This window comes from Mesorhizobium sp. B2-9-1, from assembly GCF_006439455.1.
Lineage (GTDB): Bacteria > Pseudomonadota > Alphaproteobacteria > Rhizobiales > Rhizobiaceae > Mesorhizobium.
In genome coordinates this window covers 164,057-186,743 of sequence record NZ_VFTP01000005.1, presented here as the reverse complement: position 1 = coordinate 186,743, position 22,687 = coordinate 164,057, and the positions used below count along the sequence as shown (strand labels likewise).

Annotated in this window: 18 protein-coding genes; 3 read left to right on the top strand and 15 right to left on the bottom strand. The window is 63.9% G+C overall.

The genetic code is table 11. The annotated features are described in order from the left end of the window. Positions 1-135: 135 nt before the first annotated feature. Positions 136-1,590, top strand: a complete 1,455-nt coding sequence (locus FJW05_RS12930; protein ID WP_140541860.1) for a glutamate synthase subunit beta — start codon at positions 136-138, stop codon at positions 1,588-1,590. A 139-nt stretch (positions 1,591-1,729) separates the two neighbouring features. On the opposite strand, the gene FJW05_RS12925 is transcribed toward FJW05_RS12930, so the two are convergent. The 3 genes from FJW05_RS12925 to FJW05_RS12915 form a co-directional block, all read right to left on the bottom strand. Continuing rightward, positions 1,730-2,137: an MAPEG family protein gene (locus FJW05_RS12925; protein ID WP_140632434.1), complete on the bottom strand. Its 408-nt coding sequence runs from the start codon at positions 2,135-2,137 to the stop codon at positions 1,730-1,732. A gap of 130 nt (positions 2,138-2,267) precedes the next feature. Continuing rightward, a complete protein-coding gene (locus FJW05_RS12920; RefSeq protein WP_140632431.1) occupies positions 2,268-3,485 on the bottom strand; it encodes a DUF459 domain-containing protein in 1,218 nt (405 codons plus the stop codon). Positions 3,486-3,597: 112 nt separating this feature from the next. Next, positions 3,598-4,815, bottom strand: coding sequence for a lytic murein transglycosylase (locus tag FJW05_RS12915; RefSeq protein WP_140632428.1), 1,218 nt, complete (start codon positions 4,813-4,815; stop codon positions 3,598-3,600). 237 nt (positions 4,816-5,052) lie between these two features. Between FJW05_RS12915 and galU the strand changes: the two genes are divergently transcribed. Beyond that, positions 5,053-5,958: a UTP--glucose-1-phosphate uridylyltransferase GalU gene (gene galU, locus FJW05_RS12910; RefSeq protein WP_140632425.1), complete on the top strand. Its 906-nt coding sequence runs from the start codon at positions 5,053-5,055 to the stop codon at positions 5,956-5,958. Positions 5,959-6,182: 224 nt separating this feature from the next. On the opposite strand, the gene FJW05_RS12905 is transcribed toward galU, so the two are convergent. Continuing rightward, positions 6,183-7,976, bottom strand: coding sequence for an outer membrane beta-barrel protein (locus FJW05_RS12905; RefSeq protein WP_140632422.1), 1,794 nt, complete (start codon positions 7,974-7,976; stop codon positions 6,183-6,185). Between the two features lie 159 nt (positions 7,977-8,135). Here FJW05_RS12905 and FJW05_RS12900 point away from each other — a divergent pair, with 159 nt between their 5' ends. After that, a complete protein-coding gene (locus FJW05_RS12900) occupies positions 8,136-9,137 on the top strand; it encodes a KpsF/GutQ family sugar-phosphate isomerase (protein ID WP_140541855.1) in 1,002 nt (333 codons plus the stop codon). Positions 9,138-9,193: 56 nt separating this feature from the next. On the opposite strand, the gene FJW05_RS12895 is transcribed toward FJW05_RS12900, so the two are convergent. From FJW05_RS12895 to FJW05_RS12845, 11 genes are all read right to left on the bottom strand, one after another. Continuing rightward, the gene (locus FJW05_RS12895; RefSeq protein ID WP_140632419.1) at positions 9,194-9,658 is read right to left on the bottom strand and encodes an NfeD family protein; all 465 of its coding nucleotides are present in this window, start codon (positions 9,656-9,658) and stop codon (positions 9,194-9,196) included. Between the two features lie 20 nt (positions 9,659-9,678). After that, entirely contained in the window at positions 9,679-10,629 is a 951-nt protein-coding gene (locus FJW05_RS12890; protein WP_095766330.1) for an SPFH domain-containing protein, read from the bottom strand. 239 nt (positions 10,630-10,868) lie between these two features. Then, positions 10,869-11,933 (bottom strand): ferrochelatase, encoded by a 1,065-nt coding sequence (hemH, locus tag FJW05_RS12885; protein WP_140632416.1) that lies wholly within the window; start codon positions 11,931-11,933, stop codon positions 10,869-10,871. Between the two features lie 144 nt (positions 11,934-12,077). Then, on the bottom strand, positions 12,078-14,195 hold the full coding sequence (locus FJW05_RS12880) for a bifunctional metallophosphatase/5'-nucleotidase (RefSeq protein WP_140632413.1): 2,118 nt from the start codon (positions 14,193-14,195) through the stop codon (positions 12,078-12,080). A 189-nt stretch (positions 14,196-14,384) separates the two neighbouring features. After that, positions 14,385-14,759, bottom strand: a complete 375-nt coding sequence (locus tag FJW05_RS12875; protein ID WP_140632410.1) for a hypothetical protein — start codon at positions 14,757-14,759, stop codon at positions 14,385-14,387. Between the two features lie 188 nt (positions 14,760-14,947). Beyond that, positions 14,948-16,393 carry a homospermidine synthase gene (locus tag FJW05_RS12870; RefSeq protein WP_140632407.1) on the bottom strand — a complete coding sequence of 482 codons (1,446 nt, stop codon included), beginning with the start codon at positions 16,391-16,393 and terminating at the stop codon, positions 14,948-14,950. Positions 16,394-16,524: 131 nt separating this feature from the next. Then, on the bottom strand, positions 16,525-17,481 hold the full coding sequence (locus tag FJW05_RS12865) for a DUF3445 domain-containing protein (protein WP_140632406.1): 957 nt from the start codon (positions 17,479-17,481) through the stop codon (positions 16,525-16,527). Between the two features lie 17 nt (positions 17,482-17,498). Further along, positions 17,499-18,161: an aminotransferase class IV family protein gene (locus FJW05_RS12860; protein WP_140632403.1), complete on the bottom strand. Its 663-nt coding sequence runs from the start codon at positions 18,159-18,161 to the stop codon at positions 17,499-17,501. After that, on the bottom strand, positions 18,110-19,255 hold the full coding sequence (locus FJW05_RS12855; RefSeq protein ID WP_140632400.1) for an aminodeoxychorismate synthase component I: 1,146 nt from the start codon (positions 19,253-19,255) through the stop codon (positions 18,110-18,112). The genes FJW05_RS12860 and FJW05_RS12855 overlap by 52 nt, the downstream gene beginning before the upstream one ends. Positions 19,256-19,642: 387 nt before the next feature. Next, entirely contained in the window at positions 19,643-20,347 is a 705-nt protein-coding gene (locus FJW05_RS12850) for a proton-conducting membrane transporter (RefSeq protein ID WP_140632397.1), read from the bottom strand. A gap of 354 nt (positions 20,348-20,701) precedes the next feature. After that, positions 20,702-22,540 carry a M3 family oligoendopeptidase gene (locus tag FJW05_RS12845; protein ID WP_181164929.1) on the bottom strand — a complete coding sequence of 613 codons (1,839 nt, stop codon included), beginning with the start codon at positions 22,538-22,540 and terminating at the stop codon, positions 20,702-20,704. Positions 22,541-22,687 lie beyond the last annotated feature (147 nt).

Genomic DNA, 22,687 nt, shown 5'->3' with positions numbered 1-22,687 from the left:
CACGGCCGGGAAGATGACTTTCCGGCCGGCATCCTCACCAACAATCCCGACCTCGGAACGAAGGTTGCCATGGCAGCCTTATGGGGTTAACGGGTGCGCGACAAAAGCGTGCCTTCGGACAGCAGGGACTGGACTATGGGCAAGGTAACAGGCTTTCTCGAGATCGACCGGCAGGTGCACAAGTACCAGCCTGCCTCGGACCGCGTCCGGCACTTCCGTGAATTCACGCTGCCGATGTCGGACAAGGAAGTCGAGAAACAGGCCGCGCGTTGCATGGATTGCGGCATTCCGTTCTGCCACGGGCCGACCGGCTGCCCGATCCATAACCAGATCCCGGACTGGAACGACCTCGTCTACAATGGCGACTGGGACAACGCGATCCGCAACCTGCATTCGACCAACAATTTCCCGGAGTTCACCGGCCGCATCTGTCCCGCGCCCTGCGAGGAAGCCTGCACGCTGAACCTCGAGGACATTCCGGTCGCCATCAAGACGGTCGAGCAGGCGATCGCCGACAAGGCTTACGAGACCGGCCACATCCGGCCCTATCCGCCGGAGAAGAAGACCGGCAAACGGGTTGCCGTCATCGGCTCCGGCCCGGCCGGCATGGCGGCGGCGCAGCAACTCGGCCGCGCCGGGCACGACGTGCACGTCTATGAGCGCGAGAGCCGCCCCGGCGGGCTGATGCGTTACGGCATACCGGACTTCAAGATCGAGAAGCACTATATCGACCGGCGCATCGAGCAGATGCAAGGCGAGGGGGTGACCTTCCATTGCGGCGTCAATGTCGGCGTCGACATGAAAGCGGCCGATCTGCTCGGGGAATTCGACGCCGTGCTCTATTGCGGCGGTTCGGAGACGCCGCGTCCGGCCGGGATTCCGGGCAGCGATCTCAGCGGCGTCTATGACGCCATGCCTTATCTGGTGCAGCAGAACCGCCGCGTCGGCGGCGAGCCGATCCAGTCGGTGGCCTGGCCCTCGCATCCGATCATTGCAGGTGGCCAGCATGTCGTGGTCGTCGGCGGCGGCGACACCGCGTCCGACTGCATCGGCACCGCCTTCCGCCAGGGCGCGGTGCGCGTGACGCAGCTCGACATCCGTCCGCAGCCGCCGGAGAAGGAAGACAAGCTTGCCGTCTGGCCCTACTGGGCAACGAAAATGCGCACGTCTTCTTCGCAGGCCGAGGGCGCCGAGCGCGAATTCCAGGTGGCGACGCTCGAGTTCATCGGCGAGGAAGGCCAGCTGACCGGTGTGCGCTGCTGCGAGGTCGACGACAAGCGCAAGCCGATCGCCGGCAGCGAGTTCGTCATCCGCGCCGATCTCGCCTTCATCGCCATCGGCTTCGCCGGTCCGGCGGGCGACAGCCTGATGAAGGAGCTCGACGGCAAGATCAAGGTCGTCACAGACAGCCGCCGCTCGAACAATGTCGAGGCCAATGATCGCGACTACAGGACCAGCGTCGACAAGCTCTATGCGGCGGGCGACGTGCGCCGCGGCCAGTCGCTGGTGGTGTGGGCGATCCGCGAGGGCCGCCAGGCGGCGCGCTCGATCGACGAGGCGCTGATGGGATCGACGGTGCTGCCGCGGTAAGGCTTCAAAGCAGTCAGCCGTTAGACCATGATGGCGTTTCGTTGAATCGCCATCGCGGTCTAACTCTTTGTTGGAGCATGATCTTTATCCGAAAACCGGTTCCCACTTCTCGGGATCATGCTCTAGCTTCTTGAAGCGCCTAACTGACCAGCAGCTTTACCGCCCAGTAGAGGCCGATGGCCATCTGGACCGCGAACGCGGAAAATCGAGCCTTGACCGCGTTTGGACTTGTCGACGCCAGATGAATTGCCGACTGGATTAGCCGCGCGGCGATAAACCAGTAAGCAAGGGGGTCGGTGATCCCCGTCCGCGAAGTCATCATGGCCACGCCCATGAGGCCTCCGAATATCGGGAGTCCCTCAATGCAATTGGCGTGGGCTCGCGTAAGCCGCTGCAAAAAGGGCGAAAGACCTGCGTTATCCGGCGTGAAGGCATTTGCTGGGATGCGGCCAGTCACCACAAGCTGGGTGCGCAGAATCTCCATCCAGACAAGCAGGAGGAGGGTCCAAGTTACGAAGCCAAGCAAGGCATAGCCCGTCGCCGACATGTTCGCCCCCCTGTAATTCCAGCGGAATAGAACAATGCCATTGTTCGGCTTGGCGTGAAATCGCTTTCGCGCAGGACGATCTAAGGGTGATCTCCTTAACGGATATCCCGACGAATCCGATGGACGTCGATTAAGGGCTGGCGGGCGTGGGGTTCGACTCGACGGCTGCTGTCGCCGGCTGCGTCTTCCGCGGCCACGAAAAATCGTCGGCGCGGCCGGGCGAGGCGGCGGGCGCCTTGCCTTCGACGATCAGTTTTTCGCCTGGCAGGTTCGGATCGGCCCTGGCCGGCTGCGCGGCGCCGAGCAGCTCGGTGCCGCCGTCGAGCGCCGGGTCGCCGAGAAGCATCGGCGCGGTGCGGTCGACGATGACGGGCGCCGCGGCCGGCTTCGGCGCCTCGACCGGAGCGCCGGCCGGCGCCGACACAGTCGTGACGCTTCCCGGCGCCGCCAAGCCCAGGATCTTCGCCAGCGGCTTTTCCGTATAGAAGGCGAGCTTGCGCTTGCCGGCCTTGGTAACGTTGATGCCGTCATCGGAACGCAGCCGAACCGGCTGGCCGTTGATGTCCGGGCCGGAGGTGACGAAAGCGCCGTTCTCGTCGACGAAGCCGTCCCAGACATCGACGAATTCGCCGCCATGCTTTTCGGCGACCGAATGGTAGATGTCGTTGAAGGCAAGCATATCCGAGTTCATCTTCGACACGCGGAAGGCCGGCATGCCGACCCATAGGAACGGCACTTTGGTGTCCTGGACGGCCTTGCCGAGCGCATCGGCGCGGCGCTCGTATTCCTTGGTCCAGTTCTCCGAGCGCGGCTGCTCGCGCACCTCGCCGACCCGCATCTGCTGGCGGTCGTTGGAGCCCAGCATGACGATCACGGCCGACGGCTTCTCGGTCTCGATCAGCGACTTGATCTCGACCGGCCAGTTATAGAAATCGTCGCGAACGAAGCCCGACGACCCGTTGGCGCGGGCGACGATCCTGACGGCGGGATTGTCGGCAAAGGCGGTGTCCAGGCCTTCGGCCAGCCCGCCCGCCAGAAAATCGCCGACCACCAGCACGACACGGGCGTCGTTCGTCTTCTCGACGATCGGCGTTTCCGGCTCGGCCGGCGGGCGCGGCTTGGATTTCTTCTTCGGTTTCGGCCTTGATTTCTGGATTTCGAACGGTGGCTCGACGCGTTCGCTGCGGCGCGGGAACAGAAGGTCACGCAACGACCAGCCGCGGCTTTCCTCCTGCGCGAATGCCGGTGCGTGGAAGGCGCCGGCGGCAGTGACGACGAGCACGGCCAGGGCGAGAATCAGGATCGGCGCCCGGCGAATGCCCTGCCTGATACGCGCAACCGAAACCAAACATCTCTCCATACCTTGGCGCATGACCGGAAGACGTGGGAAAGTCATGCGCAAGCCGAAGCGTTATAGCATCCTTGCCGTCTTTGAGAGGATGCTGGCGCTTCCCCAGGCTCTACTGCTTGCGGAGCCATTTGAGCACTTCCAGGCTCGGATAGCCATCCTGGTTCAAGCCGACCTTGGCCTGGTAGGCCATGATGGCGGCTTTAGAGCCATCGCCGATCTTGCCGTCGAACTTGCCGTCATAATAGCCGTGATCTGAAAGCCGCTTCTGCAGTTCCTGCCGTTCCTCGAAGCTGAGCTTGGTGAAAGGCCGCTGCCAGTCCTGCACCAGGCCGGTGCCGCCGGCGATCTCGTCGGCCAGAAGGCCGACGGCCAAAGCGTATTTGTCGGCGTTGTTGTAGGCCTTGATGACAGAGAAATTCCTGATCATCAGGAAGGCGGGTCCACCTCGGCCGTCCGGCACTTTCAACGTCGCCTTGTCGGTCAGGTTCTTGAACGGCTTGCCGCTGGCCCTGACGACGCCGAGCGCCTGCCATTGGCCGATCGTTTTTGCGCCGCCGGGCAATTTGCCGGCCGGTATGGAGACCTCATAGCCCCAGGTCTTGCCGGCCTGCCAGCCGTTCTTCTTGAGCAGATTGGCGGAGGTCGCCAGCGCGTCGGGGATCGAACTCCAGATGTCGCGCTTGCCATTGCCGTCCATGTCGACCGCATAGCGCTGGTAGCTGGTGGGGATGAATTGGGTCTGGCCCATCGCGCCTGCCCAGGAGCCCATCAGATGGCTTTCGTCGATGTCGCCGGTCTGCAGGATCTTCAAGGCCGAGATCAGTTGGGTGCGGGCATATTTCGACCGCTTCGGATCGCCATAGGCAAGCGTCGCCAGCGAGCGGACGACGTTGCGCATGATGTCGTCGCGCTTGAGCGTCTCTCCATAGTTCGATTCCATCGACCAGATGGCCAAAAGGATGTTGCGGTCGACACCGAATCGCGCCTCGATGCGATCCAGCCACGGCCTCCATTTCTTCGCCATCGCCTGGCCGTTGGCGACTGCCTGGTCGTGCACGCGGTTGTCGAAATAATCCCAGGCGGGCGCGGTGAATTCCGGCTGGGTGCGGGCCTTTTCCAGCACGACCGGGTCGGGCTCGACGCCTCTCATCGACTGGTCGTAGACCGCGCCCGAAACGCCGCCTGCCACCGCGGTGGCGCGGAAATCCGAGACCCACTGGCGGAATCCGGCATCGGCGAAAGCGGGTCCGGCGGGCAGCAAGGCCAGCGTGAGGCCGGCGGCCGTCGCCAGTGCCGTCAGGCGCCTCGCGGTGTTGCGAACGGACATCATTTCCTCCTTCGTCACATCAGGAAGGATCATTCAACGCCGAACCGGGTTAGCATTTGGTTTACCATAGGTGCCGCAGGGAACGAAAAGAGATGTCGCGGCTTTTAGCTCACACGTTCACTGTTCGCCCTTAATCCGACATTCCGGCGTGAAAATGATTCCGCCGTGAAAATGTTTGGGGGGATTGCGGAGCGTGCTGCCGAGCGGATAATTGGCCGAAACGCAGGGGGTGTCAGCATGAAGCGCGTTCGCAAGGCAGTTTTCCCGGTCGCCGGCCTCGGCACGCGGTTTCTCCCGGCCACCAAGGCCATCCCGAAGGAAATGCTGACCGTCGTCGACCGGCCGGTCATCCAATATGTGGTCGATGAGGCGCGCGAGGCCGGCATCGAGCATTTCATCTTCGTGACCGGGCGCAACAAGGCGGTCATCGAGGACCATTTCGACGTCCAGTTCGAGCTGTATGACACGCTTGCCCAGCGCGGCAAGGACGATCAGCTCGCCCGCCTGCAGCGGCTGCAGCCGGCGCCGGGACAGACGAGCTTCACGCGCCAGCAGGTGCCGATGGGCCTCGGCCACGCCGTCTGGTGCGCCCGCGAGCTGGTCGGCGAGGAGCCGTTCGCCCTGCTTCTGCCGGACATGATCATGCAGTCGGAAAAGAGCTGCATGAAGGACATGGTCGAGCTCTATGCCGAGACCGGCAACAACATCATCGCCGTGCAGGAATGCGATCCGGCCGAGGCGCATAAATACGGCATTGTCGGCCGTGGCGAGGACACGCATCACGGCTTCCGCATCACCGGCATGGTGGAGAAGCCGAAGCAGGGCACCGCGCCCTCCAACCTCTTCATCAACGGCCGCTACATCCTGCAGCCGGAAATCTTCGGCATCCTGGAAAGCCAGGAACGCGGCGCCGGCAACGAGATCCAGCTGACCGACGCGATGCTGAAGCTGGAGAAACAGCAGGCCTTCTACGGCTATCACTACAAGGGGCGCACCTTCGATTGCGGCTCGCCGGAAGGTTTCGTCGAGGCCAATGTCGCCTTCGCGCTCTGGCGCAGCGACATGAACGGAAGCATGGCCGGCGTCATCCGAACGCTGCTGGACGAGGTGCAGCCGGCAGAGCGGCGCGGCGCAGCGTCTTAGCCTATGCCGATATTCAGGTGAGGCCGGTCTGCGAACGGCAGGTTCCTGCGCTTCCGGTGCTCACGTACTTTGAGTACGCTCCGCTCCGGGCTTCGCTGGCCGAAGCCTCATAAAGTGTGTCCGCTCTATAAGGGCTTCGGCCGGCGTAGGCCGGTTCTCGGAACCCACCGTTCTCGACTCGGCCTGACCTGAATCTCGGCATAGGCTTGGGCCGTTGCTGCTCTTCAGCGCTGGACCTTCAGGCCGAGATAGACGCTGTTGGTCGTATAGTCTCGGCCAGGCAGGTTGCTGGTCAGCTTCTCCGTCCTCACCCTGGTGGTGACCCCGGCATAGCGGTTCAGCCACCAGGTCAGTCCGGCCTCGGCGCTCAGGATCAAATCGTGGCCGTCGGAGCCGGTGTAATCGCGCCAGTCGAGGCCGAGCGCCGAGTTCGCCGTCAGATTGGCGCGAATCTGGCGCTCCCCGGTCAGACGGCCGGAGTAGAGGATATCGCCGCTCTCATTGGCCGTCGTGGTTGTTTCGACGCTGGTCCTGCCGGTCAGGCCTATAGTGGTGCCGCGCTCGGGCGACCATTTGAGATCGGCATCGATGCTCGGACCCGCTACCGCCGGAAGGCGGTTGTCGTCGATCGCCTCGCGCAGCCAGCCGACGGAAAATTCGCCCGACAGCTTCTCGCCCATGTCGAGCTCGAGGCCGGCGCTCGCGCCAAGCCTGGTCGAGGATCGCTCGAAGCCGTCGGTGTCGACGCGCAGGTCATAGAGGCGCCGCCCGGCCTCGACTTCCGTGAACGGCGTCAGCGCCGGCGAAATCTCGTAACCGGTGCGCAAGGTCGCGGTATAGAGCGTGGAATCGCGATCCTTCTGCGAAACGGTGGTGCCGTCGGAGAGCTCGGCATCACCGTAGAAATCATGCGAGACCGCGCCGGTCAGCGCGTAGCGCATCTTGCCGACAGTTTTTTCGAGACCAAGGCTGCCGTCGACTGTCTGGCGCAGCGGCTGTTGGGTGACACCGGCGATCGCATCCGGCGAGGAGGCCGATTCTGGCGCGGCCTCATAGCCCAGCTTGGCAATGGCGCGCAGCTCGTTGTCGAGGTCGATATTGAGCTGGCCCTCGATACGGCCCTGCGCGTCGTTGATCTTCTGGCCAGAGACGGTGTTGCGAAACTGGCCGTAGCCGGTGATCAAAGCCGAATTCTCACGCCAGTCGGAAGTCGCGGTGAAGCGCAGCGCCGTCTCGGACAGAACCGCCGATTTGCCGGTGCTGCTGGAATCGGCATTGGAGGTCGCGGTGAAGCCCTGCTCGAGCGTCGGCCGGAAGAGAAAGGTGCCGACCTTGACGCCCGGCGCGGCGAAGGGGTCATCCTCCGGCTTGACTTTCAGGCCTTCGATGGATGCGGTGCGTTCCTGACCGGGGTCCAGCTTCTGCTTGTCGACGCTGTCGATGGTAACGGCACGGCGGTTGCTGCCGTCCTCATCGCCGGTGGCGGTGGCGTCGGTCCGGCTGACTGTGCCGGCGGTCGCTGCGGTGGTCGTGCTGTCCGTCGCTTCGCCGGTTTTCTTCTTGGCCTTCTTCTTGTCGGCGGTCTTGGTGCCGGCCTTGGCGTCGCGAGCGCGCTGATTCGCGGTCGAGGGCCGGCGGCGTTTTACCGGGGCCTTCGTGTCGGCCAATTGATCGTCCGTTGCCTGCGGCTGGTCGAAGATGCTGTCCGTCGCGCCCGCCGTCTGATCGTCATCGGGAACGGCGCCGGGGCTTGACGGCTGGTAGGTCGTCGATGCCGTATCCTGGACGGCAGCGGCGGCGGGCGGGGTCTGACCCTGCGATCCCTGCGCCCGCAACTGCCTGGCCTTGCGCTGCTGGTCGGCGAGTATGGCAGAATCGGAGACCTCGCCGCGCAGCTCGGTTTCCTGCGAGAATGCCGGCGCGGGATGCAACAAGGCAAGCGCGCTTGCCGTCAGCAGCAGTGCTGCAACGGCAATGCCTTTCCGACCGATTTTCGTTTCAGGCTGGCCCCCGGACATCGTCACCACTGCTTGCGCGGCGCGGTTGCGCCATACTTACCGAACCGTAAATGCGGATGGTTAACGGAGGGTTGAGAGAGCCGCCTCAGAGCTCCCCAATCGGAGGTTGAAGGCAATTCCGTTGGACAGGGGCGCGGCAAAGCGCTAATCGCTTGCTCCATGCATGCGGGGTCCCCAGAAAGAAAGCAGCCGGACAGGCAGGCCGCGATCGAATCGGCGCTGAGAACGGTGGCCACGGAGCAGACCGGCGTGGCGGCCCTGGCCGCCGCGCTCGCAAACGGGCTGACCGAGCCTTTTGCCGCTGCGATCGACCTGATCTCGCGGATCGAGGGCCGCGTCATCGTCACCGGCGTCGGCAAGAGCGGCCATATCGGCGCCAAGATCGCCGCGACGCTTGCCTCGACCGGCACGCCAGCCTTTTTCGTCCATCCGGCCGAGGCCAATCACGGCGATCTCGGCATGATCGCCAAGGACGACGCCATAATCGCCATGTCCTGGTCGGGCGAAAGCAAGGAATTGATGGGCATCGTCGCCTATTCGAGGCGTTTTTCCATCCCGCTGATCGCCATTACTTCCGGCGAGAGCTCGGCGCTGGCGCGTGCGGCCGATGTGGTTTTGCTGCTGCCGGTCGTGCCCGAGGCTTGTCCGCACGGGCTGGCGCCGACGACATCGACGCTTCTCCAACTCGTGCTGGGCGACGCGTTGGCCATCGCTCTGCTCGAAGCGCGGGGCTTCACGCCGGATCACTTCCGAACCTTGCACCCCGGCGGGCAGCTTGGCGCCAACCTGACATTGGTGTCGGAGATCATGCGGACCGGCGATCAGGTGCCGCTCGCCCTGCTCGGCACCAAGATGCCGGAAGCGGTGATGACGCTGTCGCAGAAGAAAGTCGGGTGCGTCTGCATCGTCGATGCGAACGGCAAACTGGTCGGGATCGTCACCGACGGCGACGTTGCACGCAATCTGCATCGCAATCTGGCCGACGTGACCGTCGATGAGGTCATGACCCGCACGCCCAAGACGATCGATCCGCAGACGCTGGCGGGCACGGCGATTGCCATGCTCAACGAGCACAATATCGGCGCGTTGGTCGTGACCAAAGACAAAATGCCGGTGGGCGTGGTTCACTTCCACGACCTGCTGCGCATTGGCGCAGCCTAGCCACGCACTTTTCCTGGAATTGCCTTAGTCTCAGCCCGTCCGATACCTATCTCGGTTCAGGCCGCCTCGACCGTCAGCTCCAGGTCTGTGTCGGCGGCGCCGACAACGCGCACTTGCGTGCCAGCAGGCAGGTCAGGGCCGGAAACGCGCCACAGCGTGTCGCCGAGCTTGATGCGGCCGCGGCCGTCCTTGATGGGCTCGGCCAGCGTCGCCAGCTTGCCCACCATCTGCGCGCCGCGGCGGTTGAGCAGCGGCTGGTCGGCATCGTCGTGGCGGCCGGCCATCAGTTTCTTGCCGACGAAAGCCGAGATCAGCGACAGGATCAGGAACGCCAGCACCTGCACCTGCCAGATCCAGAAAGCGGCGTCCCATATCGCCAGCGACACGGCGCCGACGATGAGCGCGGCGATGCCGATCCACAGCATGAAGACGCCCGGCGCGACGATCTCCATCACCAGGAGCACGAAGCCCAGAACCATCCAGTTCCACGGGCCGAGTTCGGAAACGATACGGTCGAACATGGGAGCAGCCTCCTATGATCTCAGTTTTCGTTCGGCCGAACCAGCGGCGGGCGTGCGGCCTGCCGCTGCGCGCCGGCCGTACCTTCACTCCTGAAAACTTCCTTGGCGATCTCGCCGATGCCGCCGAGCGTTCCGATCAGCGACGAGGCTTCCAGCGGCATCAGCACCACCTTGCTGTTCGTGGCCGAGCCGATCCTGGTCAGCGCCTCGGTGTATTTCTGGGCGATGAAGTAGTTGAGCGCCTGCACGTCGCCCTTGGCGATGGCTTCCGACACGACCTGCGTCGCCTTGGCCTCCGCTTCGGCCGAGCGCTCGCGCGCCTCGGCGTCGCGGAAGGCAGCTTCCCTGCGGCCCTCGGCCTCGAGGATCTGCGACTGCTTGAGGCCTTCGGCGGCCAGGATCTGGGCGCGCTTGTTGCGCTCGGCCGTCATCTGGCGGCCCATCGATTCGATCAGATTGGCCGGCGGATTGATGTCCTTGATCTCGACGCGGGTGATCTTGATGCCCCACGGATGCGCCGCCTCGTCGACGACGCGCAACAGGCGCTCGTTGATGGCGTCGCGGTTGGACAGCAATTCGTCGAGGTCCATCGAGCCCATGACGGTACGGATGTTGGTCATGGTCAGGTTGAGAATGGCGTTCTGCAGCCCGGCCACCTGATAAGCGGCCTGCGCGGCGTTGAGGATCTGGTAGAAGGCGATGCCGTCGACACCGACGATGGCGTTGTCGCGAGTGATGATCTCCTGCGTCGGCACGTCGAGCACCTGCTCCATCATATTCATCTTGGCGCCGACGCGCTCGAAGATGGGGTTGATGATGTTCAGGCCAGGCGTCAGCGTCTTGGTGTACCGGCCGAAGCGTTCCACCGTGTAATTATAGCCTTGCGGCACCGTCTTGATGCCTTTGAAAAGAAGGATGATGACCAGGAAGACAAGAACAATGATGGCAATATCGAAACCGCTGAAGCCCATTTCGTTTCTCCCTCAAAAGGCGGCGACCTCACGGAATCACTTAAGTGTGTTTCCGCAGCGTTACAATCAGGTGATCGGGAATATTGGTTAGCGAAGGCTTTTGCGCACCGGTTTCTAGCTAAAGCGCGTCGCGCTGAAAGGGGTTCAGTCGACGCGCTTTAGGTCTTTGTCTTGATGCATGTCGTTGTCCCAGAACCGCTGCACACTTCTGGACGACATGCATTAGCCGGTGAAACCGGTCACACCCAGCCGGAAAGCTCGCGTCGCGCCAGCGCTTCGATGACCGCCATGCCCTCGGCGCTGTCGTTGAGGCAGGGGATATGCGCAAAATTCTCGCCGCCGGCGTGATGGAAGGTTTCGGCCGCCTCGCGGCCGATCTCGTCCAGCGTCTCGATGCAGTCGACGGAGAAACCGGGATTGACGATGGCGATCGATTTCACGCTGTCCTTGGCCAGTTGCTCGACGGTGACATCGGTGTAAGGCTGCAGCCATTCCTGCGCGCCGAAACGCGACTGGAAGGTGGCGATGAACTTCTTCTCGTCCCAGCCGAGCCTTGCCCGCAGCAGCCGCGTGGTCTCCAGGCAATGCGCCCCGTAGGGATCGCCCTTGTCGGAATAGGGCTTGGGGATGCCGTGATAGGAGGCGATCACCACCTCCGGCACGAAGTCGAGGGTCGCCAGGTGCTGCTCGATCGAACGCGCAAGCGCGTCGATATAGACCGGTTCGTCATAATAGGGCGGCACGCTGCGGATCGCCGGCGCGCGCCTGATCTTCATCAGCGCACGGAACAGCTGGTCGTTGGCGGTCGCCGTCGTCGTCGCCGAATATTGCGGGTAGAGCGGAAAGGTGAGGATGCGGTCGCAGCCCTGGTCGACCAGCTTCTGAGTGACGCTTGCCGTCGAGGGATCGCCGTAGCGCATCGCCCAGTCGACCACCACATCGGGCAGATCGGCAAGTGCGGCGGCCAGCTTTTGGCCTTGAGCGCGGGTGAACGTGCGCAGCGGCGACTCGTTCATCTCCAGGTTCCAGATACGGGCGTAGTTGGCGCCGGATTTTTTCGGCCGGGTCGTCAGCACCAGTCCATACAGGATCGGATACCAGATCGCCTTGTTGAGCTCGATGACGCGCGGATCGGAGAGGAATTCGCGCAGGTAGCGCCACATCGGCCTGAAGTCCGTGCCGTCGGGCGTGCCGAGATTGACCAGCATGACGCCGATCTTGCCCGGCCTGACCGGCGCGGCATCGCCGGACAGCGGACCGGTGGCCTTTGCGGCTTTGGCATCGGTGGGATTGGCAAGAGTCATCAACAGTCTCCGGTAGCGCCGCGGAAACTAGCGATGCCCTGCCGGTTTTCAATGCTGCGTCTGGCCGCACCTTACCGCGTTACGTTCTGAAAAAGGAACACCCGTCCGGGCAACCGGGCGGGTGTCATGGGTCCGGATGACCGGCTAATTCGTGGCCGGCGGGATGGTCAGCGTCGCGCCGAGCGGCAGGCGACGCGGCTTATAATCCTTGTTGGCTTCGGAGATCAGCTTCCACTTGGTTGCGTCGCCATAGGCTTTCTTGGCCAAGTCCCAATAGGTATCGCCGGCGGCAACGGTGTGGCTGGTCTCGGCCGGTTTCGCTTCGGCCTGCGTTGCCTGCGCCGGCTTGGCCGGCTCGGCTGCGGGAGCAGGCGTTGCCGGGGCGGTCTCGGCGGGCTTTGCCGGTTCCGCGGCCGGCGCCGCGGGCGCGGTCTCGGTGGGCGCGGCCGGAGCGGTTTCAGTAGAAACGGCCGGCGGCGTGCCGGCAATGTCGCTGGAACCGGAAGGCGGAGCCGGCATGGCGGGTTCGCCGCTTGCCGGCGACGTCTCGGCTGGTTTTGCTGCCCCGGCCGCGGGCGCCTGGGTGGCGGGAGCGGTCTCGGCAGGCTTCGCCGGTTCCGCGGGCTTGGCCGGCTTGGCCGCCGCCGCCGTTGCCGCAAGCTCGGTGATGCGGCCGTCGAGCTTCGGCGTGTAGGGGCGGTGGGCGCCGAGATAGTCGGCCACCACCTGCTCCAGGCCGGGGCCGTAGTCATAGGCGTCGGTCGCCTTGTCGGCGAAAACCTTGTAGCCGTCGCCGCCCTGGCGGACGTAGTTGTTGGTGGCGACGAGGTACTGCTTGTCCGGGCTGATCGGCGTCCAGGCGCCGTTCTCCATCACCTCGACCGATTTGACGCGGCCGGCATTGGGCGCGACGGATCTGTCGAAGGAATATTTGATGCCGGCAACCTGCGGGAAGCGGCCGGCGCCGTCCTCGATCTGGCTGAGGCCGTTTTCAAGGCCCGCAACCAGGTCCTTGCCCGAGATCTTGAAAGTAGCCAGCGTGTTCTGGAATGGCAGCACGGTCAGCACCTCGCCCATGGTCACCGTGCCCTGGTCGATCGAGGCGCGCAGGCCGCCGCCATTGGAGATGACGATTTCGACGCCCTGGCCCTTGGTGCGGTCGAGAATGGCGTCGGAGACGAGATTGCCCATCTCGCATTCGCGCGCGCGGCAATTCTCGCGGCTGCCGTCGATGGCCTTGGTGGTCTCGGCCACCTCCTTGTTCTTCAGCGCCTCGATCGGCGCGCCGAGCTCCTTGATGCGGGAAAGAACGGCGGGATCGGGGGTGATCGACTTGTCGAGATAGATCGGCGCGCCGCTTGCCTCCTTGACGACGCCGTTGTCGTCGAACACGACCTTGAACTCGCCGAGATATTTCGAATAGGACGCGGCCTGCACGACCGGCACCTTGTAACCGTCGGGGTTGTCGACCATCGTCGGGTAGGGGCCCTCGGCCTTCGGATCGGTGTTCGACAGAAGGGTGTGGCTGTGGCCGCCCACCACCACGTCGACATCCGGGATTTTCGCTATGACGTCGCGCTCGCGCCTGTAGCCGATATGGGTGACCGCGATGATCTTGTTGATGCCTTGCGCCTTGAGCTTCTCGACCTCGGCCGTGATCGACTTGACGTCGTCCGTAATGGCGATGTTCGGGCCGGGCGAGGCGAGTTCGGGCGTGTCGTTGGTGACAGCGCCGACGATGCCGATCTTCTGGCCGCCGATCTCGAGGACGATCGAAGGCTTGATCTTGTCCTTGGCGCCGGACTTGTCGTTGGGGACGACATTGGCGCTGACGATCGGGAATTTCGCCTTGTCAAGGTAGGGAACCAGAGCGGTCTCGCCGTCGTCGAACTCGTGGTTGCCGAGCGTTACCGCGTCGGGCTTGATCTGATTGAGGAATTCCTCTTCCACGGCGCCCTTGTAAGTGGTGTAGAACAGCGATCCCTGGAAGCTGTCGCCGGCATTGAGCAGCAGCAGGTTCTGGCCTTCGAGCTTCTTGCGTTCCTGGACGATCGCCGTGACCAGCCTGCCGGCGCCGCCGATACATTCGCCCTTGGTCTCCTCGTCGGCGGAGCAGGTCGACTCGTATTTGTTGTTGCCTTCGATGCGGCTGTGCCAATCGTTGAAATGCAGGATGTTCAGCGTGTAGTCGGCAAAAGACACGCCCGCCGACAGGCCGAGCGCCGATGCCGACAGGGCTAGGATCGCGGCAATCTTCTTCATCTTCGTCTCCCGGATAAGCTGACTTCGAATATGCTTAACGCCCTCGCTTGACTGGAAAATAACAGTCAGCTCCGGTCATGTTCACATCGGGTTCCGGTCGATGCAAGCACAAATCAGGGAGATGTTTGCCGGCACAAAAAGGGCGGCGGCTTGCGCCGCCGGCCCTGTCAGCTGAAGATTTGCGAACTCTCAAGCCCGGCGCGTTAGCACGAAATTCTGGCCGCTGGCGCTGGTGCAGTTGAGCTGGCTGGTGGAGATCATCAGGCAGTTGAAGCTGACCGGCGTCTGGCGGATCAGCGAGGTGCCGTGGATCTCGACCGAGGTCGCTCCGGTCATGGTGTAGCTGCCTTCCGACAGCTTCTGGCCGGTATCGGTGGCGACGGTGGTGAAGCTGCCGGCCGCGAAGGTGGACAGGCCGGTGCCCTTGGCGTCGATCCAGTTGCCCTCGACGCCCTTCGGCGCCGCCATCGAGGGCTGGTCCGCGGGGCCGGTGGTGGTGCAGGCGGCCGCAGCCAGAAGGCTTGCCGCGGCGCCTGCTGAAAGCAGTTTGCGCGCAATGGTCATTTTGAAAATCCTCTCCTCAGTCCGCCGATACTCAATCGCCCGATTTCCGGGCGATTGCAAGGCGGCGAGGGAGAGCGTCTCCACCGTTTCACGGAAACGGCGAGCCGTCCTATCCCCTTGTTTTCACGCAAATCCAGACGGAAAACCGTTTCACACTTTTGCTCGAATTGCTCCGGCAGGTCCGGCTGCTATCGGACCAGGATGTTGCGGAACTGCCACGGGTCGTCCTTGTCCAGGTCCTCCGGGAAGAGGCCCGGCCGATTGTCCAGCGGCGTCCAGTCGGTGTAGTAGCCCCTGACCGGGCCGAGGTAGGGCGACTGCACGTCGAGGCAGCGCCGGTAGTTCATCTCGTCGGCCTCGACGATGCCGGCAGTCGGGTTCTCCAGCGCCCAGACCATGCCGGCGAGCACCGCCGAGGTGACCTGCAGGCCGGTGGCGTTCTGGTACGGGGCGAGCTTGCGCGCCTCGGCCAGCGACAGCTGCGAGCCGTACCAATAGGCGTTCTTGTCATGGCCGTAGAGCAGCACGCCGAGCTCGTCGACGCCGTCGACCAGCTCGTTCTCGTCGAGCACGTGGTGAACCGGCTGCGGCTTGCCGGCGGCGCCGAACATCTCGTCCAGCGACAGCAAGGCGTCGTTGCAGGGATGGTAGGCGTAGTGGCAGGTCGGGCGGTATTGGACCTTGCCCTTCTTCGAGCGCACGGTGAAGAAGTCGGCGATCGAGATCGACTCGTTATGCGTCACCAGCAGGCCGTATTGCGGGCCGGGCGTCGGGCACCAGCTGCGCACGCGCGTGTTGGCGCCGGGCTGTTCCAGAAAGATTGCGGCCTTGGAGCCGTGCTTGTGCTTCTTGCCGTTCTTCGGCATCCAGTTTTCATGCGTGCCCCAGCCGAGCTCGGCCGGCTGCAGGCCCTCCGAGATAAAACCTTCGACCGACCAGGTGTTCCAGAACACGTTCATCGGCTTCGGCTTCTTGGTGCGCTGGGTGTCGCGCTCGGCGATATGGATGCCCTTGACGCCGGCCTTCTTCATAAGCCTGGCCCAGGCCTCGCGGTCTTCCTGCGCGGGCTCCGAAAACTCGAGACCAAGATCGGTGGCGAGGTTGACCAGCGCCTTCTTGACGAACCACGAGACCATGCCGGGATTGGCGCCGCAGGTGGAGACCGCCGTCGGGCCGCCGGGCTTGTCCTGCTTTTCCTTGATCATCGCCTCGCGCAGCGCGTAGTTGGTGCGGCTGGCGTTGTCGGCCTCGGCGTCGAAATAGAAGCCGAGCCACGGCTCGACGACGGTGTCGATGTAGAGCACGCCGAGCTTGCGGCATAATTTCATCAGGTCCACCGAGCCGGTGTCGACCGACAGGTTGACGCAAAAGCCCTGGCCGCCGCCATTGGTCAGAAGTGGCGTCAGCAGCTTCTTGTAATTCTTCTCGGTCACCGCGTCCTGCATGAAGGCGATGCCGCGCTCGTCGAGCAACTTGCGGTCGGTGTCGCGCGGGTCGATGACCGTCATGCGCGACTTGTCGAACTTGAAATGGCGCTCGATCAGCGGCAGCGTTCCCCGTCCGATCGAGCCGAAGCCGATCATCACGACAGGGCCGGTTATTTCACCGTAAACGGGCCAGTTTTCGTTCGCCATTTTTTCGCACACTCCTTCAAACACGCGCAAAACCGGGGCCCTTTGCCCGACGGCCAAGCGCTACACCACAGATCATTGTCATAAACCAGCGAAAAGCACCAACCGCCGGCCAGGCCAGGCTGGCACCTTGGTTAAGGCGTGCAGGCCATGCCGCTGAGGAATTCGACCAGCCGGTCCCGGTCCGCGGTCAGACCCTTATAGTCAAGTTGTTGCTGGTCGAGGGCCAGGAGCTGCTCCGCGAAGGAGACGGCGAGGGCTGCCCGGTCAGGATGGCGGATGAGCAGCTTGAGTGGATCGAGATGGATGCGGATGGTGAAGAGGATGTCGCGCGACAAGGGAAGCTTGCGCAACGTCTGGCGTTCGACGCGGATGAAGGCGTGGGCGTCGACATCGCCGTCTGCGAAGCGGCTCGGGCGGTTCGTGGCGCGGTCGGTGCGCTCGACATTGGAGAGCGGATGATAGAGCGCATCGCCGGCCTGGATCGACCAGTTGAAGCGCTCGACCGCCTGGCCCTGCAGGCCGTCGAACATACGGTTGATGAGCTCGGCCGGCCGCGTGCCGGGTCCGAATCCAGGCACCGGCTCGTGGATCTCCTGCAGCGGCTTGCCGAATTTCTCCTGCAGCGACCAGGACGAAGGGAAGCAGAGCGAGCCGGCGGCGAGCCGCCAGCCGCGCTCGTCGCGACGCATCAGGATCAGATCTTCCTGGACGAGCAGCGAAGTCTTAGCCAGCGGCGCCTCGCGCAGGGCAGGAGGCAGCCTGTCGCTTGCCGTCTCGAAACCGATCGGCTCGACGTCCACTCCGCTGCGGCGGTGCGTGCCGGGATGCGCGGCTTCGAGATGCGCGACGAGCAGGTCCAGCACTTCGCGCTGAGCGTCCCGGGTGCCGTCTTCCTCGACAAAGACCTTTTCCGGGATTTCCGTGTAAAGCCGTTGCTTCTCGGCCAGATGCGGCAGCAGCAATTCATCGACCTCGATCCAGCGGTCGAAGTCGAGCGGCTTCAGCCCGATAGTGAAGAGCTTCGAGGACCCGTCATAGGGCGTGTGGATCGGGTGGCGAACGGTCATGCCTGTTTGGGTGCTATCCATTTATGTCTCCGGCGCGGTCAGCCAAGCCGCGCCGGGATCAGCCCGCGCAGCGAGTTGCCGACGAAGATCGCCTTCGCCGCCTTCAGGTCGTCGAAGCTGTAGATCGCTTCCACGGCGCGGCCTTCGTCCAGAAGCGCGCCGCGCAATATTCCAGGCAAAAGGCCGCAATCGAGGCGGGGCGTGGCAAGCGGGCCGTCGCCGAAGTCGGCGAAGAGATTGGTGATCGTGCCCTCGCAGAGCTCGCCGCGCTCGTTGGCCAAAAGCACTTCGTCGGCGCGGGTGGCGAGATATTCGGCGCGCGCCTGCGTGTAGACCTGGCGCAGGCTTGTCTTGTGGCGCAGCAGCATGTTGGCCGAATCGATCCGTGTTCGCGCCAGCTGTAGCCGCCAGACCTTGTCGGCGGGCACCGGTTCATAGACTTGAGCCGCGACCGTCGCTTCGCCATTGCGCTGCAAGGCAAGGCGCACGCGCAAGGCAAGCTTGTTCCCGCCGACGGTGTTCGAAATCACTTCACCGATCCGTTCAGGATCGCAGACGAAGCCGAGTTCGGCGGCGGACGCATAAAGCCTCGCAAGGTGGCGCTCGAAGCGCAGGAAGCCCGAGCCAGGCTCCCAGCGCATGGTCTCGATCAGCTCGAAGCCGGCACCGTTCCCGTCGCGAAGCGGGCTTTCAACAGACACTCACGATACTCCTCCTCGGCGGTCGAATCGAAGACGACGCCGCCGCCGACATTGTAGACGGCCTCGCCGTCGGCAAAGAGCGAGATGGTGCGGATCGCCACCGAAAAACGCATCCTGCCGTCCGGCGCGATCCAGCCGATGGCGCCGCAATAGACGTCTCGCGGTGCGTCTTCCAGGTCGTGCAGGATTTCCATGGCGCGGATCTTCGGCGCACCGGTGATCGAGCCGCAGGGAAAGAGCGCGGCGAAGACCTGGCGGATGCCGATGTCGGGCAAAAGCCGCGCCCGCACGCGGCTGACCATCTGGTGCACCGTCGGATAGGTCTCGATGCGGAACAATTCCGGCACGTCGAGCGTGCCGACTTCGCTGATCAGCGAGATGTCGTTGCGCAAAAGGTCGACGATCATCCGGTTCTCGGCCTGGTTCTTCTCGTCGTTGCGCAGGAAGGCCTTCAGCCGTGCGTCCTCGGCCTTGGTCGCGCCGCGTGGCGCGGTGCCCTTCATCGGGTGCGTCTCTATCATGCCGTCGGCATCGATTTCGAAGAACAGTTCTGGCGAGCGCGACAGGACGATCGGGTCGCCGAGCGAGACCAGCGCGCCGTATTTCACCGGCTGGCGTTCCGTCAGCGCGTCGAAGGCCGCAAGCGGATCGCCGGACCACTGCGCACGGACCGGGAAGGTGAGGTTGCCCTGGTAGCAATCGCCCTTGCGGATGTGGTTGTGGAGGCGCGCGAAGCGGCTTGCATAGTCGTCGGCGGACCAGGCTGCGCGGGCATCGAAGATCGGGCCGTTGCTTGCTGACGCCCGTGACTGCGGGATCTCCTGCTCGTCCGGCGCATCGAAGACGCCAAGACAGACCAACGGCGCGCGGCGGCCTTCAGGCAGCAGCGGCACCAGTTTCGGCTCGAGCAGGTAACCTGCTTCGTAGGAGAGATAGCCCGCCAGCCATTTGCCGGAGTCGGAGGCGGCCTGGGCCCTTTCAAGCGCAGGCCCGAACTCTTCAGCCTCGTGCGCGACGATGATCTCATCCGGCCGATCGAAGACCAGCTGACGAGCGGTCGCGTCGTTGCGGAAAATGGCTGCGGGCAGGGACATGAGCCTCGGATGCGGACAAAAGCGCCGTCGACCGCTCTATATGGGGGCTCACCGAGGCGCAATCGAGAGAGCGGCGTCGAGCGGCGCAAAGGCGTCCCGTTGGCGCCGAAGCTTTTCGGTAACCGATTTTGCAGGATTGGCGAAACGCCCGAACTTCGTCATCCACGGGCGGAGCGGAAGCGAAGCGGACGCGCAGACCCGAGGATCCATTCCGCGACTTTAACCGTGGGTGCTGCGGAGCAGAATTCTGCAGCGTGGCAACGCCTCGACTTCACGGAATGGATCCTATGGTCTGCGCTGCGTCGCTTCGCTCCTTGCTACGCCATAGGATGACGAAGTGGCGGTGTCTCTGGCCAATCGACGGCGTTTGCCATGCCGGCTCGATGTTCAGGTGTTATTTGCGGTTCCAGCTGTTGGGAACTGCCGGGCAAACTCCGCTTCATCGCCGGCGGCGAGAAGCTTGGCCTGCTCGATCCATTTTTCGCGCGCGATGCGGCCGTCGAAATTGAGCACCTCCTCGATGCGTTTGACGTCGGCGGCGGTCCAGGCGGCGATCTGGGCGTAGGTGGTGACGCCCTGGCCTTTGAGCAGCCTTTCATTGACCGGACCGATGCCGATGAGGCGGCGCAGATTGTCTGCCTTGCCGGACTTGGCCTGCGGCGCTGCCGCTTTCTTTGCCGCGGGCGCTGCCGCCTTCTTCGGCGCGGCGGCCTTGGCCGCCGGCTTCGGTGCCGCTGCAGTCTTCATTGCGGCCGGCTTCTTTGCAGTGGCGGGCTTTGTGGGCCTGGCCTTTGCCGTCGCCGACGTCGTCGACATCAGCGCCGCCGGCGCCGGCGTGGCGGCCTTGTCGGCGCCGGCCTTGGCGGAAGGCGTATCGCGCAGCCGGCTTTCGAGATCGGCGCGGGCACGGCCGCTGGCGTCGAGCTCGCCCTTCAACCGATCGCTATCGGCGCGCAGCCTGTCGCGCTCGCCTCGCGTGCGGTCGAGATCGCCACGCAGGCTGTCGAGCTCGCCGCGCAGACGGCCCCAGATGAACCAGCCGACCAGGACACCCACAACGAACGCCAGGAGCATGTAAAAGAAAGTGCTCATTTCCCTCTCCAGTTCGATCTGTCGGCCGAGGCCCGGAAAGGCGAGCTCACGCCAGGGATCGTCAAAGGTTCCGTGATCGGCGCAATCGCCGGCTTCAATCGAGCCATCGGCGTTGGCCTTGTCCGAAGCCGACGGCCGTCATCGCATTCGCCGTGGCGGCGCGGCCAGCCATCTCTGGCCTGCGCGATGCGTCCGGCTGAGCTTGAGGCCGGACGCTATCATATGGCTTGTCGAAAGCTAGTTGAAAAATGCGCCGGAGAGTTATTCAAGAACAGCTATTTAGGGTAAGAATAGATCCTGCTAATATGCGTTCCGGCTAAACTATTACGGTCGATCCCTGCGCCGTTGCTGTCGTCAATTGTCGAGCGTCTCCAATTCGTCGATCAGCGAACCGATCACGCCAAGGCCGATCTGCCAGAAAGCGGGATCGGTGGCGTCGAGGCCGAAGGGCGCCAGAAGCTCGGAATGATGCTTCGTGCCGCCGGCGCGCAGCATCTCGAAATACTTCTCCTGAAATCCGCGCTCGGCATTCTGGTAGACGGCGTATAGCGAATTCACCAGGCAATCGCCGAAGGCATACGCATAGACGTAGAAAGGGGAGTGGATGAAGTGCGGGATGTAGGTCCAGAAGACCTCGTAGCCCTCGCGCAGCTTGATCGCCGGCCCCAGGCTCTCGGCCTGCACCTCCAGCCAGAATTCGCCGAGCCTGTCCGAGGTCAGCTCGCCGTTCTTGCGCTCGGCATGCACCTTGCGCTCGAACTCGTAGAAGGCGATCTGGCGCACGACCGTGTTGATCATGTCCTCGACCTTCTGGGCGAGCATGGCCTTGCGCTCGCGGCGGTCGGCGGTCTGCTCGAGCAGCGAACGGAAAGTCAGCATCTCGCCGAAGACGGAGGCGGTCTCGGCCAGCGTCAGCGGCGTCGAGGCCATCAGCGCGCCCTGGCCCGCGGCCAGCACCTGGTGCACGCCATGGCCGAGCTCATGCGCCAGCGTCATCACATCGCGCGGCTTGCCCATATAATTCAGCAGCACATAAGGATGGGCCGACGGCACCGTCGGATGCGCGAAGGCGCCGGGCGACTTGCCCGGCCGCACCGGCGCGTCGATCCATCTGCGATCGAAAAAGCCACGGGCGATTTCGGCCATGTCGGGCGAGAAGCGTTGATAGGCGGAAAGCACCGTGTCCCTGGCGTCGTCCCAGCGGATCACCGCCTGCGGCGTCTCCGGCAGCGGCGCGTTGCGGTCCCAGTGGTTCATCACTTCCATGCCGAGCCAGCGCGCCTTCATCGCGTAGTAGCGGTGCGACAGCCGCGGATAGGCCTCGCGCACGGCCGCGGCCAGCGCGTCGACAACCTCGCGCTCGACGCGGTTGGCGAGATGGCGCGAGTCGGCGATATCCTGGAAGCCGCGCCAGCGGTCGGAGATTTCCTTGTCCTTGGCTAAGGTATTGGTGATGAGGGTGAAGGTGCGCAGGTTCTTGCGGAAGGTCGCCGCGAGCGCCTCGGATGCACGGCGGCGCACCTCGCCATTGGCATCCTGCAGTCGGTTCAGCGCCGGCTCGAGCGTCAGCTCCTCGCCGTCGACGTCGAAGCGCAGGTCGGTCATCGTCTCGTCGAACAGGCGGTTCCAGGCGCCCCGCCCGGTGACCGACTTTTCGTGGAACAACTGCTCGACGCGATCCTCGAGCTGGTAGGGCTTGTCCTTCCTGAGGTCGAGCACCCAAGGCCGGTAGTGGCCGAAGGCCTTGTCGGCGGCCAAGGCGTTCTCGATCGCCGCATCGTCGATCAGGTTCAGCTCGAGCGCGAAGAACAGGAGATGGGCGCTGGCATCCGTCATCTTTTCCTGGACATCGCCATAGAGCTTGGCGCGCTGCGGATCGGCGGTGTTGCCGGCATAGACGAGCCCCGCATAGGAGACGATGCGGCCGATCAGTTCCTCGAGCGCCTCATAGGTCTTAAGCGCCTCGCCGAGCCGGCCGGCTCCACCGCGCCCGGCCTCGGTCGCCAAAGTGCCCTTCCAGCGGGCTTCGAAGGTGATGGCGTCGCTGGCCGCCTTGGCGATGTCGCGCTTCAACTCGGGCGCTTCCATGCCCGAATAGAGATCGGCGAGATTCCACTCCGGCAGGTCGCCAAGCTCCGCCGCGCCCTGGCCGGACGCTGGGGCCGCAAGCCGCCGACCAAACATCATGCGCATCGACGATACCTTCTTTGAGCCAAGAGCCAGAATCAAAGGGAAAGGAGAAGCCGGTCAAATCCTAAGGAATTCGTTCACCGGGTTTTTTGAAACCTTATTTAGAACCCTGTGCCAAGATGATCCATGGGATTTTCTCGGGCGGACAAC

What these genes read in the sequence shown, in the direction of transcription:
- FJW05_RS12865 (WP_140632406.1), bottom strand. Translation starts at nt 17,481, where the DNA reads ATGGATAGCACCCAAACAGGCATGACCGTTCGCCACCCGATCCACACG.
- FJW05_RS12875 (WP_140632410.1), bottom strand. Translation starts at nt 14,759, where the DNA reads ATGACCATTGCGCGCAAACTGCTTTCAGCAGGCGCCGCGGCAAGCCTT.
- galU (WP_140632425.1), top strand. Translation starts at nt 5,053, where the DNA reads ATGAAGCGCGTTCGCAAGGCAGTTTTCCCGGTCGCCGGCCTCGGCACG.
- FJW05_RS12905 (WP_140632422.1), bottom strand. Translation starts at nt 7,976, where the DNA reads ATGTCCGGGGGCCAGCCTGAAACGAAAATCGGTCGGAAAGGCATTGCC.
- FJW05_RS12870 (WP_140632407.1), bottom strand. Translation starts at nt 16,393, where the DNA reads ATGGCGAACGAAAACTGGCCCGTTTACGGTGAAATAACCGGCCCTGTC.
- FJW05_RS12925 (WP_140632434.1), bottom strand. Translation starts at nt 2,137, where the DNA reads ATGTCGGCGACGGGCTATGCCTTGCTTGGCTTCGTAACTTGGACCCTC.
- FJW05_RS12900 (WP_140541855.1), top strand. Translation starts at nt 8,136, where the DNA reads ATGCATGCGGGGTCCCCAGAAAGAAAGCAGCCGGACAGGCAGGCCGCG.
- FJW05_RS12850 (WP_140632397.1), bottom strand. Translation starts at nt 20,347, where the DNA reads ATGAGCACTTTCTTTTACATGCTCCTGGCGTTCGTTGTGGGTGTCCTG.
- FJW05_RS12855 (WP_140632400.1), bottom strand. Translation starts at nt 19,255, where the DNA reads ATGTCCCTGCCCGCAGCCATTTTCCGCAACGACGCGACCGCTCGTCAG.
- hemH (WP_140632416.1), bottom strand. Translation starts at nt 11,933, where the DNA reads ATGACTCTTGCCAATCCCACCGATGCCAAAGCCGCAAAGGCCACCGGT.
- FJW05_RS12890 (WP_095766330.1), bottom strand. Translation starts at nt 10,629, where the DNA reads ATGGGCTTCAGCGGTTTCGATATTGCCATCATTGTTCTTGTCTTCCTG.
- FJW05_RS12895 (WP_140632419.1), bottom strand. Translation starts at nt 9,658, where the DNA reads ATGTTCGACCGTATCGTTTCCGAACTCGGCCCGTGGAACTGGATGGTT.
- FJW05_RS12845 (WP_181164929.1), bottom strand. Translation starts at nt 22,540, where the DNA reads ATGCGCATGATGTTTGGTCGGCGGCTTGCGGCCCCAGCGTCCGGCCAG.
- FJW05_RS12915 (WP_140632428.1), bottom strand. Translation starts at nt 4,815, where the DNA reads ATGTCCGTTCGCAACACCGCGAGGCGCCTGACGGCACTGGCGACGGCC.
- FJW05_RS12880 (WP_140632413.1), bottom strand. Translation starts at nt 14,195, where the DNA reads ATGAAGAAGATTGCCGCGATCCTAGCCCTGTCGGCATCGGCGCTCGGC.
- FJW05_RS12930 (WP_140541860.1), top strand. Translation starts at nt 136, where the DNA reads ATGGGCAAGGTAACAGGCTTTCTCGAGATCGACCGGCAGGTGCACAAG.